The 16,597-nt window shown below is 71.1% G+C and carries 15 protein-coding genes; 5 read left to right on the forward strand and 10 right to left on the reverse strand.

All coding sequences use genetic code 11. The features are described 5' to 3' along the window. Positions 1–135 precede the first annotated feature (135 nt). Positions 136–1,029, forward strand: a complete 894-nt coding sequence (murQ, locus tag AB0J36_RS02455) for an N-acetylmuramic acid 6-phosphate etherase (protein WP_357124201.1) — start codon at positions 136–138, stop codon at positions 1,027–1,029. A gap of 21 nt (positions 1,030–1,050) precedes the next feature. Here murQ and AB0J36_RS02460 read toward each other — a convergent pair whose 3' ends face one another. From AB0J36_RS02460 to AB0J36_RS02495, 8 genes are all read right to left on the reverse strand, one after another. Further along, positions 1,051–2,343, reverse strand: coding sequence for a GAF domain-containing protein (locus AB0J36_RS02460; RefSeq protein WP_357124204.1), 1,293 nt, complete (start codon positions 2,341–2,343; stop codon positions 1,051–1,053). Between the two features lie 112 nt (positions 2,344–2,455). Further along, positions 2,456–2,725, reverse strand: a complete 270-nt coding sequence (locus tag AB0J36_RS02465; protein ID WP_357124207.1) for a hypothetical protein — start codon at positions 2,723–2,725, stop codon at positions 2,456–2,458. Between the two features lie 28 nt (positions 2,726–2,753). Continuing rightward, complete coding sequence (locus AB0J36_RS02470) at positions 2,754–4,577, reverse strand: hypothetical protein (protein WP_363660048.1); 1,824 nt, start codon at positions 4,575–4,577, stop codon at positions 2,754–2,756. Then, on the reverse strand, positions 4,574–4,897 hold the full coding sequence (locus AB0J36_RS02475) for a hypothetical protein (RefSeq protein WP_357124213.1): 324 nt from the start codon (positions 4,895–4,897) through the stop codon (positions 4,574–4,576). The genes AB0J36_RS02470 and AB0J36_RS02475 overlap by 4 nt, the downstream gene beginning before the upstream one ends. After that, positions 4,887–5,318 carry a YbaB/EbfC family nucleoid-associated protein gene (locus AB0J36_RS02480; RefSeq protein WP_357124216.1) on the reverse strand — a complete coding sequence of 144 codons (432 nt, stop codon included), beginning with the start codon at positions 5,316–5,318 and terminating at the stop codon, positions 4,887–4,889. Before AB0J36_RS02480 ends, AB0J36_RS02475 begins: the two co-directional genes overlap by 11 nt. A 193-nt stretch (positions 5,319–5,511) precedes the next feature. After that, positions 5,512–7,965: a ricin-type beta-trefoil lectin domain protein gene (locus AB0J36_RS02485; protein ID WP_357124220.1), complete on the reverse strand. Its 2,454-nt coding sequence runs from the start codon at positions 7,963–7,965 to the stop codon at positions 5,512–5,514. 314 nt (positions 7,966–8,279) lie between these two features. Continuing rightward, positions 8,280–9,650 (reverse strand): ricin-type beta-trefoil lectin domain protein, encoded by a 1,371-nt coding sequence (locus tag AB0J36_RS02490; RefSeq protein ID WP_363660049.1) that lies wholly within the window; start codon positions 9,648–9,650, stop codon positions 8,280–8,282. Between the two features lie 352 nt (positions 9,651–10,002). Continuing rightward, positions 10,003–10,407 (reverse strand): ATP-binding protein, encoded by a 405-nt coding sequence (locus AB0J36_RS02495; protein WP_357124226.1) that lies wholly within the window; start codon positions 10,405–10,407, stop codon positions 10,003–10,005. 205 nt (positions 10,408–10,612) lie between these two features. On the opposite strand from AB0J36_RS02495, the gene AB0J36_RS02500 reads away from it, so the two are divergent. Continuing rightward, positions 10,613–10,963, forward strand: coding sequence for an STAS domain-containing protein (locus tag AB0J36_RS02500; protein WP_357124229.1), 351 nt, complete (start codon positions 10,613–10,615; stop codon positions 10,961–10,963). Between the two features lie 7 nt (positions 10,964–10,970). On the opposite strand, the gene AB0J36_RS02505 is transcribed toward AB0J36_RS02500, so the two are convergent. After that, positions 10,971–12,212: a PP2C family protein-serine/threonine phosphatase gene (locus AB0J36_RS02505; protein WP_357124233.1), complete on the reverse strand. Its 1,242-nt coding sequence runs from the start codon at positions 12,210–12,212 to the stop codon at positions 10,971–10,973. 209 nt (positions 12,213–12,421) lie between these two features. On the opposite strand from AB0J36_RS02505, the gene AB0J36_RS02510 reads away from it, so the two are divergent. Together AB0J36_RS02510 and AB0J36_RS02515 are read left to right on the forward strand one after the other, a co-directional pair. Beyond that, positions 12,422–12,955: a SigE family RNA polymerase sigma factor gene (locus AB0J36_RS02510; protein WP_363660050.1), complete on the forward strand. Its 534-nt coding sequence runs from the start codon at positions 12,422–12,424 to the stop codon at positions 12,953–12,955. Then, positions 12,942–14,180 carry a hypothetical protein gene (locus tag AB0J36_RS02515; protein WP_357171931.1) on the forward strand — a complete coding sequence of 413 codons (1,239 nt, stop codon included), beginning with the start codon at positions 12,942–12,944 and terminating at the stop codon, positions 14,178–14,180. The genes AB0J36_RS02510 and AB0J36_RS02515 overlap by 14 nt, the downstream gene beginning before the upstream one ends. Before the next feature lie 51 nt (positions 14,181–14,231). On the opposite strand, the gene AB0J36_RS02520 is transcribed toward AB0J36_RS02515, so the two are convergent. Further along, positions 14,232–15,071 carry an alpha/beta hydrolase family protein gene (locus AB0J36_RS02520; protein WP_357171930.1) on the reverse strand — a complete coding sequence of 280 codons (840 nt, stop codon included), beginning with the start codon at positions 15,069–15,071 and terminating at the stop codon, positions 14,232–14,234. 53 nt (positions 15,072–15,124) lie between these two features. On the opposite strand from AB0J36_RS02520, the gene AB0J36_RS02525 reads away from it, so the two are divergent. Beyond that, positions 15,125–16,531, forward strand: coding sequence for a glycoside hydrolase family 6 protein (locus AB0J36_RS02525; protein WP_357124245.1), 1,407 nt, complete (start codon positions 15,125–15,127; stop codon positions 16,529–16,531). Positions 16,532–16,597: the final 66 nt, after the last annotated feature.

Genomic DNA, 16,597 nt, shown 5'->3' on the forward strand with positions numbered 1-16,597 from the left:
CGATACGGGGCGGACGCGAGGCCCAAACGGTGCGTTGCCGGCGGATTCTCAACGATCTGGCGCGCGTCGCCGAACTGGTCAGGGAGCACTCGCCCGGTCGGCGACTGAGTCACCAGCGAGAGGAACGAACACCCCGTGGACCTCAGCACCCTCGGCACCGAGACCCGCAACGACAACACCACCGACCTCGACCGCATGTCGCCCACCGAGATGCTCCTCGCCATGAACGACGAGGACCACACGGTCGCGGACGCCGTCCGCCGGGCCGTGCCGGACATCGCGGCCGCCGTCGACGTCGTCGTGGCCTCGCTGCGCCGAGGCGGTCGGTTGATCTACCTGGGCGCCGGCACCAGCGGCCGGATCGGCATGCTCGACGCCGTCGAGTGCCCACCGACCTTCGGTACGTCGCCCGAGCGGGTCGTCGGTCTGCTCGCCGGCGGGGCGGGCGCGTTCGGCGTCGCCGTCGAGGGCGCGGAGGACGACCCGGACCGTGCCGTCGCCGATCTCGACGCGATCGGCGTCAGCGACCGCGACACGGTGGTGGGGCTCGCGGCCAGCGGTCGTACCCCGTATGTGGTGGGTGGGTTGGCGCACGCCCGCGCGCGGGGGGCGAGCACCGTCTCCGTCGCCTGCAACACCGACGCGGTGATCAGCCGGCACGCCGACGTCGCCATCGAGGTGCCCACCGGCCCCGAGGTGCTCACCGGCTCGACCCGGCTCAAGGCCGGCACCGCCGAGAAGCTCGTCTGCAACATGCTCTCGACCGCCACGATGGCCCGGCTCGGCAAGGTCTACGGCAACCTGATGGTGGACATGAACGCCACCAACGCCAAGCTCGTCGACCGGGCGCGTCGCATCGTCGCCGAGGCCGCCGACACCGATCTCGACACGGCCGCGGAGGCGCTGGCCGCGGCGCACGGCCACGCCAAGACGGCCATCGTGCTGCTGCTCGCGCACTGCACCGCCGAGGAGGCCGCGGCACGGCTGCGCGAGGCCGACGACGACGTCCGGGCGGCCGTCGCGGCCTGACCGGCCGTCGCGCCGGGGCGGTCAGCGGTTGACGTACGCGGCGAGGCCGCCGAGTTCCTCGTTGGCGATGAACACCGACCGCACGTTGAGGATGGCCTCCTCCACGTGCGTGTCGCAGCCCCAGGCCGAGTCGCCCCACGAATCGGCGATCTTGATCCTGGCGGGTGCGGAGCAGCCCTGGACCCCGCCGAGCTGGCAGTGCTCCGGATGCGGTCGGGCGGCCTGGGCGGCCGCGGCGTTACGCATCCGCTCGGTGAGCTCCGCGGCGGCGGCCGCACGCTGCTCCGCCTCGGCGCGCAACTGCCGCTCCGCGCGCACCGCCTTCGCCAGCTCCTCGTGGGCCGCCCTGGCGCGGGCCTCGGCGGCCGTCTTCGCCTGCTCGACGTGGTGACGCTCGATGGCCAGGGCCGCGGTGTCGGCGAAGACCCGGGCCAGGGCCAGGTCGGTGTCCTGCGGGACGCGCGGCGTGCGGTGGTACATGGCGAAGGTGCCCAACAGGCCGCCGTCGCGGGCCAGGATCGGCATCGACCAGCAGGCGGCGAGACCGGCCCGCTCCGCCAGCTCCCGGAAGTCCGCCCAGAAGGGGTCGGTGGCGATGTCGGTGACGATGACCGGCTCCCGCCGGTAGGCGGCGGTGCCGCACGAGCCGACACCCTCGCCGGTGGCGATCCCGTCGATGGCCTGGTTGTAGAACTCGGGCAGGCTCGGCGCGGCCCCGTGGCGCAGGTGCCGGCCGTCCTCGTCGGCGAGCAGCACGGAGACGAGCACCTGCTCGGGCGTCAGATCCTCGATGCAGCGGGCCATCCCGTCCAGCACCTCGGTCAGCGGCGCCTGACGGGCGATCTGCTCCAGCAGGGCGCGGTGCTCGACCATCAACCGCTGGGCGTGCTTGACCTGGGTGATCTCCACGCCGATCACCCGGATCCCGGTCACCGTGCCGTCGGCGTCGCGGCGCGGCTCGTAGGTGAAGTCGAAGAACGCCTCCCGCGCGTGCGGGCCGACGCCGAGCATGATCCGGGCGTCCCGACCGGTGTACGGCTCGCCCGTGCGGTAGACCTCGTCCAGCAGGTCGAGGAAGCCCTGACCGGCCAACTCGGGCAGCAGCTCGGCGACCGTGATCCCGGTGCGGGCGCGTTCGGAACCGATGGCGGCGAAGAACGCCGGGTTCGCCGCCTCCACCACGTGCGTGGGCCCCCCGAGGGACGCGAACACCGCGATGGACTGCCCGAACAGCGCCCGCAGATCCTCCTGCGCCGCCTGTCCGGCGTCCGAAGACCGTACGGCGGTCGCCCGCTGGTTCGGTACCGCCGTCATGCTGTGGTCGCCTCTCTCCGGTACGGCTTCCGTCGCTGCACCGCTGGATCGCGGTCCGCTCACCCCGGCCAGGATACGAAGAGGGCCGCGAAGCCGCCGGGCAGGGCGCGGATCAGTCGCTCTCGTCCACGAACTTGTAGTAGCTCGCGCGGAATCGTTGCAGCAGCGCGCGCATGAACTCCGGGCCGGCCTCCGGCGACACCCGGTGCGCGCCGGCCGGCACGCCGTTGTCGTAGAAGTCCTGTGCGACTGCACCCCACTCCGGATCGAGAATGGTCAGCGACACCGGTTGGCCGGGCTGCCAATTGAACTCGGCCACCCGATGTTTCGTGTGCTTGGCGAACGTGTACAGCGCCACCCTGGTCGCCGCCTGCTCGGTCATTCCTGCCTCCTGGTTCACTGCGGCTCACTCACCACGGGCTCGGCGGGCGGAAGGCGTTCCACGCCTCGCCCGTGATCGTGCCCCGGGCACGGATCTCGTTGAAGCGGTCCATCGCACCGGACAGCGCCTGCTCACTCAGGCCGGTGCCGCGCAGCCGCTCGGCCAGCGCCGCCGGGTCGGTGTCCTGGAGCCGGGCCATCGTCTCCGGGCTCAGCGGCCGGTTCATCTGCTGCGTCACGAAGTCCGAGCGCAACGGTTCGGCGTTCGACTCGGGGAACGAGTAACCGTGGTCGATGGCGACCAGCCGGCCGTCGGGCCCGGTCAGGTAGTTGAGCATGTGCCGGTCGGTGTTGCCGCTGATGTAGTCGAGGACCGCCATCCGCTCGCCCTCGACGGCCGAATAGGCGTTGGTCGGGCGGCCCGGGGTCGTGTTCTCCACGAACTCCTGCATCGACCCGGCCCCGTGCGGTCCGTCCCAGCGCGCCGTCGTCGGCACCAGGCCGAAGCCCAGATCCTCGTCCAGGCGCGAGGCGGCGACCTCACGCGGGGCCAACTCGTTCTCCGGGATGGACGAACGAACCTGGACGAACTCGTTCTCCGGCACGTTCGGCTTGTAGACGCCGTGCGTACCGTCGGTGAACGTGACCTCGTACGCGTCGTTGACGTGTCCGCCGGGGTCGAGTTCGGTCATGCTGTGTACCTCTCTGCCGAGCAGCCGCAACTCGGCCTCGCTCGCGTGATCAGGCGTCAGCGGATCGGCGTTGGAGCCGGAGTCCGGCGCGGCATTCCCGTCGGGGTCCGTCGGCTCTTCACCACCGTGCGACGTGCCACCGTCGTGCGACGTGCCACCGTCGTGCGACGTGCCACCGCCACCGCCCGGCCCGCCACCGCCCGGCCCGCCACCGCCCGGTCCGCCGCCGCTTGGCCCGCCGCCGCCCGGTCCGCGGTCGACGTCGGGTGGCCAGTCGTCCTGCCGGGCCCACGGCGGCGGCTGGCCGCCGCCCGCCGGGTCGGTGTAGCCGCGCGCGCCCGGACCGGGGGCCGGCATGTCGGTGGAGCGCGACCCGCCCGGGGTACGCCGCAGGCCCCGCAACGCCGTGCGCAGGGCGTCGAGCAGTTCGCCGAGCTTGGAGAGGATTGGCCGCAGGCGGCTGACGCTGCGGGCCAGCGCCGTGAGGAGCCCGGAAACCTTGGCGGCCCACTTGGCGACGAGCGAGGAGACCTGCGCGGCGACCAGGGGAGTGGCCGCGCCCAGGGTCAGGCCGGCCTCGGCGAGCCACACCCACAGCCGGACGGCGAGGACCGAGACGAAGTCGGCGATGAGGTCCCGGACCAGTTCCCGGACCAGCGCCACCAGCAGGCCCGCGCCCTCGACGACGGTGCCGATCAGATCGGTGGCGTCCGCCAGGCCGGCGAGATGACGCAGGTGCTGGTCGCTGTAGCGGCGGTACGCCTCGGACGCGGGGCCCGTCCAGGTGGCGATCTCGGTCCGGACCGCCTCGGACAGGGCGGTGGCCTGGTCGCTGACCTGCCGGGAGACGTTGTGCCACGTCTGCGCGTACGCGGTGATCTGGTCCGGGTCGCCGGCCAGCCAGTCGAGGGCGTCGGAGAGTGGCTTGACGTGCTCGATGAGCCAGGCCACCCCCCACGAGACGATCGAACCGATTGGGTCGACGCAGGTCGCCAGCACCTCCATCGACGTACCGAAGCCGCCGATGGTCAGGTCGACCCAGGAGCCGCTCTCGATGCCGTTACGCAGGTCGACCAGGCTCTCGACGAGACCGAGGCCGCTGTACGAGGTGGTGGTGTCCTGCCGGGCAGCGATCAGCGGGTTCGCGACGTCGGTGCTCACCGGTGCATCCGCCCGAGGGAGGCGGAGATCGTCGCGTCGGTGTCGTGGTAGGCGTCCACCGTCTCGTCGAGCGCCCCGGCCGCGCTGTGCAACGCCTCCTGCGCCGCCGCGAGCGCCTCGGCGGCCGGGCCCTGGAGGAAGTCCAGCAGGAAGGGGAGCGCCTGACAGACGGGCAGGTGCCCGTACGCGTCGGCACCCATCCGCACGTACGCGGCCGCGTCGTGTGCGATGCCGATTCCCGTGGAGATCCGGTCGACGGAACGGGCGTGTGTGCTCACCGCCGCCGTGGTGACCTCGAAGCCGGCTGCCTCAGCGCCCACGGTCACCCCACGGGCCGTACCCCTGCTCGTCCTCCTCGGGCACCTCCGGGAAGCGCGACTCGTAGCTGCCCACGACGGCGCGGGCGGTCTCGGAGTCGGCGCCGACGGTCTCGGCGGCCGCCTCGGCCACCTGCGGCGTCAACCGGCCCTGCGCCCGGCGCATCACGGCCAGCACCTCGGCGGCGATCTCGTCCGCCCGCCAGCGCAGCACCCGGTCGTCGAGCCGCAGGTCGGTCATGGCGCCGGACGCCGCGACGGTGACCTGGACCGCGCCGTCCGCGCCCTCGGCGGTCGCCGACATCGCCGCCACGCGCTCCGACAACTCGTGCGCACGGGCGGCCCGCTCGGAGATGCCCGCCGCCCAGGAAGCGACGAAGTCTTCGGTCGCCGCGCCGAAGTCCGCGTTCGGGAACTGCGCCATCAGACCTCCCCCGGGTGACCACCGCCGGCCGCACCCGGGGTCGGCCCGAGGCGGCGCAGCCAGCACACGATACGCCCTCACTCTCCGACGTGGAGCCCGCGCCGTCCGCCCGAACGGCGACTCCCGGCCGCTCGGGTGAGCGGCCGGGAGCCATCGATCGGGGGTACGGGTCTGGCGTGGACCCGCTACCCGCTCAGCCGCGGATCCACTGCTGGTTGCTGCCGCCGGTGCACGTCCAGATCTGCACGGCGGTGCCGTTGGCCGTGCCCGCGCCGTTGACGTCCAGGCAGAGCCCCGAGGCGACGCCGGTGATCGTGCCGTCGCCGTTGACGCGCCACTGCTGGCCGCCGCCGCCGTTGCAGGTCATGATCCGCGCGCGGCTCCCCGTCGAGCTGCTGGCCACGTCGAGGCACTTGTTGCCGTAGACGGTGAGCTGGTTGCTGCTGGTGAGCGTCCACTGCTGGTTCGCGCCGCTGTTGCAGTCCCAGATCTGCACGACCGCGCCGTCGGCCTGGCTCTGGCCGTTGACGTCCAGGCACCGGTTGGAGCCCGCGCCCCGGATCGTGCCGGTCGCACCCGGTTCACCGGAGTTGCCGACCGGCGTGACGGAGAGGTTGTCGAACTGGGCGCTGACTCCCTGACCCGTGCCGTAACCGATCTGGCCGGCGACCCAGGTCGAGTCGGAGGCCGTGCCGACGGTGGTGCCGTCGATGCTCGCCGTGAGGGTGCTCCCGTTGAGCGTCAACGCCAGGGTGTGCCAGCGCCCGGTGCCCAGCGCCGAGGTGTTCCCGCTGGCCAGCGTGCGCCAGTTGCCGCTGGTGTTGTTGCTCCGGATCGACCACGCGCCACCGTCGGTCACCCGGAAGTAGTAGCCGTTCAGGTTCTGCGGCCCCTGGTGGTTGTACGTGTTCGCCCGCCCGATGAGCTGCGCGTAGCCGGACTTCTCCAGCATGACGTCGGAGGAGAGCGTGTAGTTACGCCAGCTCAGGTCACCCAACAGCGTGTACGGCTCGGCCTGGCCCGACGTCCAGAAGATCGGCGTCTGCTCCGACATCTGCCGGACGCACCGGCCCGAGTGGCCGCCCCCGCAGGCCGCGATCTCGAACGAACCCTGCTGGTCCATCAGGTACTTGGCCTCACGCCCGACGTCGTAGCTGTCGAACGTGTCGCTGTACGGCAGCTTCAGGGTGCCCTGCGCGGGGCTGGTCGCCGTGCTCTTGCCCTGCCCGCTGGTGGTGGTGATGCTGTAGACGTAGCCGGGCTGGACGGTGAGCGAGAAACGCCCGCCGCTCGGCGTGAGGTCGCTGCCCCGCACGAAGTGGTCGGCGCTGTTGTTCGACCTGACGTTCGTGGCCCAGACGTGGACGGTGCCGGTGGACAGTCCGCCGGTGACGGTGAAGTCGAGGGTCTGCGCCGATCCGGCGTCCATCGTCTCGATGATGGTGCTGTAGTCGCTGTTGTTGGTGGACTTCAGCGACACGTAGCTGCCGTTGTTGCGGTTGCCGCCGAGGTAGCCGCTCGAAGAGTCGAGGTAGCGCCAGCCCGGGGCGGTGAACTGCGTCGTCTGTGCCATCACCCAGGTGCTCTTGCCGATCGAGTAGGCGCCGGACCAGGGCTGCTGGGCCACCGCCACGCCCGTGGTCGCCCACGGGATGTTGGGGGTGATGGCGGCGATGGCGGGCCAGTTGATGTAGCCGGTCATCTTGCCGTCGATGTAGCCACGGTTGATGCCCCGGGCGAGCGCCTGCGCGCCGGCGTTGTAGTCGTCGGAGCCGTTCTCGCTGGCCCAGAGCGCCTTGCCGGTGGATATCGCGTTGTTGGAGCTGGGGCAGCTGCTCTGGGCGCTGCGGTAGCCGCAGACGTAGTGGCTGCCGAAGACCTGTACGGCGTTGGCGAACGCCGGATCGCGCAGCGACTCGTCGGCGGCGCCCCAGCCGAAGTCGTCCGAGGCAACGATCTTGACGTTGCTGTAGCCGCGGGAGTTCAGGGTGGACCGCAGGTTCTTGTACCAGGTGGCGTTGTAGCCCTTCTCGTTCCACCCGCCGAGGTAGTTGATGGTCAGCCCGTGGGTGCCCGCGCAGTCCAGCCAGGCGACCAGGTACTCGATCGAGTCGTTGGACCAGAAGTTGCCGTTGCCGATCCAGCCCGGTGCTCCCCACGCCAGGCCCGCCAGGGCGATGTTGGGGTTGCGCGTCCGCGCCTGCTCCATCAGCCACCACTCGTAGCCCCGGTTGCAGTTGATGCTGCCCCGGGTGTGCTCGTGGCTGGGCTCCGCGCCGGAGGTCGAGTTCGTGTCGCCGCCGATCTCCGTCTTCAGCAGCTGCATCGCAGCGCCACGGCCCGGCTTGAACAGGTAGTCCAGGATGTCACTGCGCTGCGGTTCCGGGTAGTCGATCAGAAGTCTGCTGTTGCCACCGCCGCCACTGACCGCGCCGATCCCGTCGAGCGCCCGTCCACCGGACCCGCCGTTGATCGTGATGGCGGTCGCCGCCTGAGCGGGGGAGGCGACGACGGTCAGTACGGCTGCCGCCCCGACGAGCGCCCCCACCAGGGCGGCCGTTAACCGACGTGGACGTCGCGTGTGTCGCCATGACCGGCGTCGTGCCGCCTCGCCGGCACCGCGCCGCCGACTCTCTCTACCGAACATCTGATTCGCCTCCCGGACCGTCCCGACACCCGAAGCCGTACGGCAGGTTGTCGAGCTGTCGCAAGGCGCTGGGGCCGATGATCGAAGATCGTTGATGAGCAGACGTCGTATGTTAAGCACCGCATGGATCGCCGGTCAATGCCACTACTGCGCTCAATTACCGCCATTTGCATCGACGGACTTCGCACAGCGACCTAAAAAGATTTGATGAATGTGGCCTGTCGGAGTACGGCCGAGTGGCTCGGCGGCGGAACCTGACGGTTCCGCCGCCGAGCGCGATCCCTACCGTTGCGCGCTGGAGGCGACCGCCGGGCTCAGCTTCGGGTCCACCGCTGGTTGGCGGCGCCGCTGCAGTCCCGGATCTCGGCGCGGGTGCCGTTGGCAGTCCCGTTGTTGACCAGGGCGAGGCACCGACCGGACCCGACCCCGGTGATCGAGCCGTCGGAGTTGAACCGCCACTGCTGGTTGGACTGGCCATTGCAGTCCCAGATGATCACCGAGCTGCCGTTCGCCGTGGCGGCGCCGTTGACGTCGAGACACTTGCCGCCGAACACCCGCAGTTCCTGCGACGCCGTCGAGGTCCAGCTCTGGTTGCTCTGGCCGTGGCAGTCCCAGATGATCGCCGCCGAGCCGTTCGTCTGCGAGGCGCCGTTGACGTCCAGGCAGCGGCCGGAGGCGGTGTTGCGCACCGCCGACGTGCTGCTCGGTGGCGGGGTGGTCGGGTTGCCGGTGGGCGACACGGTCGGGCTCGGCGTCGGGTCGGTGCTGCTGAACTGCGTGAAGAACCGCCACACCTCGCCCTTGGTCCAGGTCCGCGCGCCGCTGTCCCCGCCGCCGTCCACCGGGCCGGGGGTGTGCCCGCCGTCGAAGGCGGCCCAGACCACCGGATAGCCGGACCGGCAGCCGGAGTACGTGGTGGTGATGTGGGTCAGGCTGCCCGCTCTCGGCTCGGGAGGGCTCTGTGCCGTGCATCCGTTGTTCCGCACGAACGTGTCCCGCAGGGACCGCCCGGCGGAGATGTTGAGCACCGGGTCCCCGATGCCGTGGATGCCCATGTACGCGATCGGCTGGGTGCCGCCGCCGCAACCGCTGAGCTGGCCGCCGGAGTAGACGGCGACGGCGCGGAAGACGTTGGCGCGGGAGCAGGCCAGCGAGTAGCTCATGCCGCCGCCGTAGCTGAAGCCGAGCGCGAAGAGTTGCGACGTGTCGACGCAGAGGTCGGCCTCGATCAGGCTGATCATGTTGTCGACGAAGGTGACGTCCTGGCCGCCGGGGTTGGCCCAGCCGTTTCCGTTGCCCTGGGGGGCGACGAAGATGGTGCTGTTGTTGGCCTGCTGGCGCAGGCCGTAGTAGGACCAGGCCGCACCGTCGGACCCGCCGCCGTCGACGTCGTTCATGGTGCCGCCGTTCCAGTGGAATCCGAAGATCAGCCGGTACGGGTGGTTCCGGTCGTAGTTGTCAGGGATCCGCAGGATGAAACTACGGTTCTGACCGCTGCTCTGGATGGACCGTTGACCGCTGGTCAGCGTGGGCGCCTTGCCGCACCCGGCGGTTGCTGCGGCCGCTGCGACGTTCGCGGCCGACGCGGTGGTGCTCACGCCACCGGTCACTATCGCCGCACCCACGGTCGCGACGACGAGCGCCGCCGTCGCAAGAGAACCGAGGATGGGTCTACGTCCTGTCATGATGGGCTCCCGCCAATCGGCACGAAGTGATAGGTGAGGGGATCCACGGCGACCACGACACGCCACCGCTCACCGCTGCCGACGCCGCTCGGCGCGGACGAAACCCCGACGCGGTGTGCCCACGGACCGACCGGCTCGTCGCCATGGGTCTGCACCGCTGGTTCCGCCGCCCAAGCGGGACCAGAGGGTCGTCGAATCGTCGGCGGCCACGTCGTACGCCCGAACGCCACGCCCGGCCGTCGATCGGAGCACCCGGTCCACGGCCGAATCGATTCGGCCCCGACGCTAGATCTGGCAGTGAAATATGTCAATGCTGTGTCGAGTGGGTTGCGACCCGACGCGAGGGTCGGCGCTACGGCGCTGCTCGTACCCCGCTGAGGTTCTTGGTGATGCGCAGCAGCACCTGGTCCGGTGGCCCGTCGACGAACGCGGCCACGTCCGAGAGCGCGGCGATCAGCGGTAGTCCACGGCCGCCGATGGTCAGCGGCGCGGGAAGGTCGGCGTCGAGCTTGGCGGCGTCCGGGGTGCTGCCCCGGTTGCCGACCTCGAGGACACAGACGTCGTCGTCGATGCTGATCGTGAGGTCGACAGCGCCGCTGGGATCGGCGTGGATCACCGCGTTGGAGCACGCCTCGCTGATCAGGACCGCCAGGTTGGCGCGAACGTCGTCGCCGATGTCGGTCAGGCTCAGCAGGGTGGCGAGTATGTGCCGGGCTCGGGCCACCGCCGACGGCTGGCGCGGGAGCGACGCAGTCATGTCCACCCGCATCGCTCAGCCCCCTTCCAGACCCGTGCGTCGCCAGCCCGGATCACCCTGTCATACCCACGGCCGGGTGCCCCGATACCCGTGCCGCCACGACGGATCGGGAACCTTCGGAAGGCGTTCGGTCTCGGCATCTGGCACGGTAGGGGGCGAGCAGGCACCGCACAGCGGATCGGCGCAGCGCACGTGAGGGGGAGTGGTGGATTTCGCGTTGGCAACCCGGCGAGGGCGCGTCGGCACGGTGGTGGAGGTCGCCGGCGATCTGGACATGAGCACCACACCGCGTCTGCGTGACGGGCTGCTGGAGGCGGTCGAGAGCGGAACCCGGGTGGTGGTGGTCGACCTCGCTGCCGTCGGGTTCATGGACTCCAGCGGCCTGGGCGCGCTCGTGATCGCCTACAAGGCGATGCGGGCGCGGGACGGCTGGCTCTGCCTGGCTGGAGTCCAGCCTTCGGTACGCAAGGTGCTGTCGATCACATCGGTGGATCGGGTCATCGAATCCTTCGACACCGTGCAGGACGCCGAGGCGGCGTCCCCGGCGGCGTCCTGAGCGTGGTTCAGCGGGTGCTGGCGCGGGCGATGTCAGCGCCGGCGGCGGTACGGCGTGGCCCGTGGCTGTCGTACCAGTCGATGATGAGCAGGGTCGCGTCGTCGGCCAGCACCGGGCCGGCCGTCGCCAGCACCTTGTCCGAGAGCGCCCGGACCGCCTCGCGCGGGTGCAGGTGGGCGATCTCGAGCAGCGCCGCGGCCAGGTCCAGGTCGGCGGCATTGCGTTCGCGCATCCCGTCGGTGACGATCACCAGCCGGTCGCCGGGAAGCAGGGAGATGTCCCCGCTGCGGTAGCGCTCCTCGGGAAACATGCCCAGCGGGAAGTTGCTGGGCAGCTCCACCGGTACGACCCGGTCGCCCCGGACCAGCAGCGGCGGGACGTGCCCGGCGTTGAGCAGTTCGCAGCGACCGGTACGCAGGTCCATCCGGCCCAGCACGGCGGTCACGTACGCGCCGGGCACGTTGGCGTGCTCGGCGACGGCCCGGCTGGCCTGGTCGGCCTGCGCGACGAGGCTGTCGCCGCGACGGCGGGTGTTCCGCAGGCTGCCCACCCCGAGGGTGGCGGTCAGCGCGCTGGCCACGCCGTGCCCCATCGCGTCGGTGACGCTGACGTGCAGCAGGTCCCGGGCGAGGCTGTAGTCGAAGGTGTCCCCGCCGACACTGGCCGCCGGTTCCAGCCATCCGGACAGCGCGAAGGCGCCGGCCTCGCAGGTGAACGCGGCGGGCAGCAGCCGGCGCTGGATCTCCGCGGAGAGGGTGAACGGGCTGCTGCGCTGACCCCACTCGAACAGGTCGGTGTGCCGGCGGTTGGCGATGACCACGAACGCCAGCGCGTGCGCGGTCCGGGCGATCTGCGCGATGATCGACTCGTCCGGCTCCTGCGGAAGGTCGATCTCCAGCAGACCGATGGCCTCGCCGCGTTCGGTGACCGGCGCCAGCACGGTCCACCGGCCGTCGCCCATGAGCACCTGGGTGCCCTGCTGACGAAGGACCTGCTCGCGGGGGCCGCCGTCGAACGGCAGGACCTCGGCGGCCTCCTCGTCGTGGCGACGGCCCGGACCCCCGGGGGTCGGTTGGTGGGTCAGCCGGACCAGCGCGCGGCCGCTGAGGTCGGCGATCAGCAGCGAGACACTGGACGCGTGCAGCGCGGCGGCGATGGTGCCCGTGACCGCCTCGACCGCCTCCACCGGAGCGGCGTCCTCGGCCGCCTGCAACACCCCGGTCAGCACCGCCTGCCCGCTCTCGTCCACCCGTCGAGCATAAGCACCCGCTCGTCGGGCCGGGTGCGCTGCCTCGGCCCTCGCCGGTGCCGTTCCGGCCCAGCGCACCGCCTCGTCATGCCCGAGTCGGGGCAGTCGGACGTGTTCATCGCTGAGTAGTCACACAACTACTTGTCCGGCCGATGCAACTTCCCGGTACGGCGGTTCCGTTCTACCTCAGTCACGAGGAGGCAGTCGACGTGAAAGCCGAAGACGAGCAGGCATTCCGCGAGTTTGTGACGTCAGAGGTGGCGTCATTGCGCAAGCTGGCGTACGTGACCTGCGGCGACTGGCACACGGCAGAGGACGCCGTCGCCAACGCGCTGATCAAGCTCTACCCGCGGTGGCGCAAGTTGGACCGACCCGATCTGTACGTCAAGACCATGGTCTACCGGGCCGCGATCGACGAGACCCGTCGGCCGTGGCGGCGCGAGCGACCGACCGGTGATGCCCTGCCGGACGTGGTGGTGCGGGATCCGGCCGTCGCGACCGACGAGCGGATGCGCCTGCGGGTGGCGCTCGACGCGGTGCCGGCCCGGCAGCGGGCCGCGGTCGTGCTTCGGCACTACCTGGGTCTGAGCCTGGAGGACACGGCCGGCGTCCTCAACTGCACGGTCGGCGCGGCCAAGAGCCAGGCCTCGCGGGGCCTGGCGAAACTGCGCGAGTCACTCGCCGCCGAACGCGTCAATCTCAGCGGGAAGCCGATGGAGGAGTGGACCAATGCAGTTGCGTGACCTGGTGGACACGGTGACGGGTGACGAACCGCCGATGGCCCGTACCGTCGACGACATCATCGCGTTGGGGCGGCGTGCCGAGCGGCGTCGCCGCGTCGGGTTCACGTCGGCCGGTGCGGCGGGCCTGGTCGCGGTCGCGGTCGCCGGCGTGCTCGTCCTGCCCGCCCTGGGCGCCGAACAGAACACCACTCCGGCTCCGGCCCCGGCCGGCGCAACGACGTCCAAGCCCGGCCAGGCCGCGTGGTCCGACGCCGAGCCGTTCACCTTCACCTTCACCGGGTACGACGCCGGCACGCTGCACGTGCAGGACCCGATCGTCGCGTCCACCGCTTACCAGATCGCCTCCGTCTACTCCGACCGTCACGACTCGAACGACAGGCCGGTGAGCGAGGGGGAGGCTGATGCCCCGGGCGTCGGCACCGAGATGGAGAGCAAGAAGGGGGCCGCCGACGACAAGCCGAACCTGTGGGCCTACCTGACCGTCTACCGACCGGGCGCCTTCGACGCCACCGGCATCAAGGGTGGTAAGAGCGTCACCGTGGCGGGGCGCAAGGCCGTGCGGGCGACCCTGCCGGTCGGTCTCGACCCGCGCAATGAGCCGGACACCCGCAACAAGCTGTTCGCCTGGGAGTACACCGACAACGCCTGGGCCGCTGTCACGTCGGTCTCCTCGGACGAGGCCACGCCGACCTTCGAGGACCTGAGCGGCCTGGTCGAGGGCCTGAAGCCCAGCCGGCCGACGCCGGCCCTGGTGCCGTTCACGATGGGCTACGTCCCGGCCGGCTACCAGCCGCTGCAGATCGGCACGCACGCGATGCCCGGCCTCAGCGGCATCGCGGCGGCCCGCGCCGGTGACTACGGGGGCGCGACGTACACCAAGCCCGCCGCGCCCACCTCGGGTCTGACCGCGCCCTACGACTCGGCCGAGGACGGCATCGAGAACGGGTTCAACATCTTCGTCACCCCGAACACCAGCTCGAACCAGTCGCCCGAGCCCGGTGCCACCAGGTGCTACGACGCATCCGAAGAGAGTGGCCGGAACGCCGACGGCGGCTTCTGCAACATCTGGAGCGCCGACGGCAGGGTCGTCCTCCAGGTCAGCTCCGCGGGTCTCGGTGACCAGCTGTCCCAGGCCGAGCTGAAGAAGATCGCCAAGGGGATCACGGTGGCCGACGTCCGCAACGAGTCGAGCTGGACGCCCGCCGCGACAGCGCTCCGCCCGTAACCGCGGCTCCACTGCGCCCCGGCGGTGACCCCTGGCGACGTGGTCCGTGGGTCACTCGTCGAGCAACAGGGCGGCGACGGCCTCCGGCGCTTCGCGCATCGCGTCGTGGCCGGTGGGGAGGTCGTGGACCTGCCAGTCGGGTTGGGCGTCCAGCCGTGCGCGGAGTTCGGCGAAGGGCGTGCGGTCCCAGCCGGAGCAGTAGACGAACTCGCGGCGCGGGACCTGGCTGACGGCGCCGGTGAGTCGGATCGTCTGCAGGAGCGAGGCGAGGGGGTGCGGCCGACGGCGGGGGTCACCGCCGTCCGGCGGTCGGACGGCGTATCCGGTGGCGGCCGCGCCAGCGGCGAACACGTCCCGGAAGTGGTCACTGGTCGCCGACCAGCACGACTCGCCATCGCGCGGTACGTAGGCGTCGAGATGCACCAGCCGTGAGACGCGGCCCTCGGCGCGGTCGGCGGCGGCGGCGATCACCATTCCGGCGTAGCTGTGGCCGACCAGCGTCGCGTTGGTGACCTGGTGTCGATCGAGGTGCCGTAGTACGTCGTCGGCGTGTGTGTCGAGGTTGGCGGTCGCCACCGTCGCGATGTCGTCGTCTGGCCGCAGGCCCGACAGCGTCAGGGCGTGCACCCGGTGGCCGGCGCCCTCCAGGAGCGGAACCACCGCCTCGAACGCCCAGCCACCCTTCCAGCCGCCCGGCACGAGCACGAACGTCGCCATGTCTTCCTCCTCTGCCGCCACCCGAGGCTGGTCGCCGCCGGGGTCACCGTCACCGTCCTGCTGCGCCGAGAGGCGTGCGGCGGCATCCGGGTCCGGGCCAGGAACGCCCGGCGGCGGCCGTACACCGGAAGTTTCGCGCACCTTGGCAGCGGCGCGCGCCTCCGCTACCTTCATGGGAACGCTCCCATGAACTTAGATACATCAATGTGATCAGGAGGAAACACGACGTGGCTATCCTCTCCCTCCGGCGACGCAGATCCACGGCCCTCAGCGTGGCCGCGGTCGCGGGCGCTGCCGCGGCCGGCGTGTGCCTCGCCGTCAGCAGCGCGTCCGCCGGCACGATCTCCGGCCCGCTCTATCGCGACCCGAGTTCGGCGGTCGTACGCTGGGTCGCCGCAAACCCCGGCGACTCGCGCGCCGGCGTCATCCGCGACAAGATCGCGAGCCAGCCGCAGGCCCGCTGGTTCGCCAACTTCAACATCTCGACGGCGCAGTCCGAGGCCGCCGCGTACGTGGGCGCCGCCAATGCCGCGCAGCAGATCCCGGTGATCGCGGTGTACCAGATCACCAACCGGGATTGCGGCGGTGCCAGCGCCGGTGGTGCGCCGGACCTCAACCAGTACCAGAGCTGGGTGTCCAACTTCTCCCGGGGACTGGGCAACCAGACGGTCATCATCATCCTGGAGACCGACTCGCTCGCCCTGCTGACCTGCCTGAACAGCAACGAGATCAACGCCCGTAACCAGGCGATCTCGACGGCCACCCGCACCATCAAGTCGGCCAACCCCAACGCCAAGGTCTACCTCGACGCCGGCCACTCCACCTGGAACAGCGCGGGTGAGACCGCCAACCGGCTCCGGGCAGCCGGCGTGCAGTACGCCGACGGTTTCTTCAGCAACGTGTCGAACTACAACTCGACCTCCAGCGAGGCCAACTTCGGTCGGGCGGTCATCTCCTCCCTCAACGGCATGGGCCTCTCGGGCAAGCGCCAGGTGATCGACACCAGCCGCAACGGCGGCGCCAGCGGAGACTGGTGCGGCGACGACAACACCGACCGCCGTATCGGGATGTACCCGACGACGAACACCGGCGACAGCAACATCGACGCGTACCTCTGGGTGAAGCCTCCGGGCGAGGCGGACGGCTGCCGCTACACCGCCGGTTCGTTCCAGCCCGACCTGGCCTACAGCCTGGCCAACGGCGTGCCCAACCCGCCCACGACGGCCCCGCCGACGACTCCGCCGCCGACGTCCGCCCCGCCGACCACGCCGCCCCCGACCACGCCTCCGCCGACGACCCCGCCGCCCACCACGCCCCCGCCCACCACGCCTCCGCCGACCGGTAACGGCTGCTCCGCGTCGGTGGCGCTCAACCAGTGGTCCGGTGGCTTCACCGCGAGCGTGACGGTCACGGCCGGGTCCGCGGACATCAACGGCTGGACCGTGACCATCACGCTGCCCAGCGGCGCCGCGGTCACCGGGGTCTGGAACGCGCAGGCCAGCGGCACGAGCGGAACCGTCCGGTACACCAACGTGGGCTACAACGGACGCGTGGGCGCCGGGCAGTCGACCAACTTCGGCTTCCAGGGCACCGGCACCGGCCCGGGGGCGACGGCCAGCTGCGCGGCCGCCTGACCCCGACCGAAGTCATGGCCCGGCGCGGAGGACCGCCTCCGCGCCGGGCCAGCACCATCGGGGGGT

Origin of the sequence: Micromonospora sp. NPDC049662 (assembly GCF_040675055.1) — a bacterium.
Lineage (GTDB): Bacteria > Actinomycetota > Actinomycetes > Mycobacteriales > Micromonosporaceae > Micromonospora.

Bases quoted from the DNA above. Each gene is read 5' to 3' on its own strand.
- AB0J36_RS02460 (WP_357124204.1), bottom strand. From the start codon at position 2,343: ATGACGGCGGTACCGAACCAGCGGGCGACCGCCGTACGGTCTTCGGAC.
- AB0J36_RS02465 (WP_357124207.1), bottom strand. From the start codon at position 2,725: ATGACCGAGCAGGCGGCGACCAGGGTGGCGCTGTACACGTTCGCCAAG.
- AB0J36_RS02480 (WP_357124216.1), bottom strand. From the start codon at position 5,318: ATGGCGCAGTTCCCGAACGCGGACTTCGGCGCGGCGACCGAAGACTTC.
- AB0J36_RS02485 (WP_357124220.1), bottom strand. From the start codon at position 7,965: ATGTTCGGTAGAGAGAGTCGGCGGCGCGGTGCCGGCGAGGCGGCACGA.
- AB0J36_RS02490 (WP_363660049.1), bottom strand. From the start codon at position 9,650: ATGACAGGACGTAGACCCATCCTCGGTTCTCTTGCGACGGCGGCGCTC.
- AB0J36_RS02495 (WP_357124226.1), bottom strand. From the start codon at position 10,407: ATGACTGCGTCGCTCCCGCGCCAGCCGTCGGCGGTGGCCCGAGCCCGG.
- AB0J36_RS02515 (WP_357171931.1), top strand. From the start codon at position 12,942: ATGCAGTTGCGTGACCTGGTGGACACGGTGACGGGTGACGAACCGCCG.
- AB0J36_RS02520 (WP_357171930.1), bottom strand. From the start codon at position 15,071: ATGAAGGTAGCGGAGGCGCGCGCCGCTGCCAAGGTGCGCGAAACTTCC.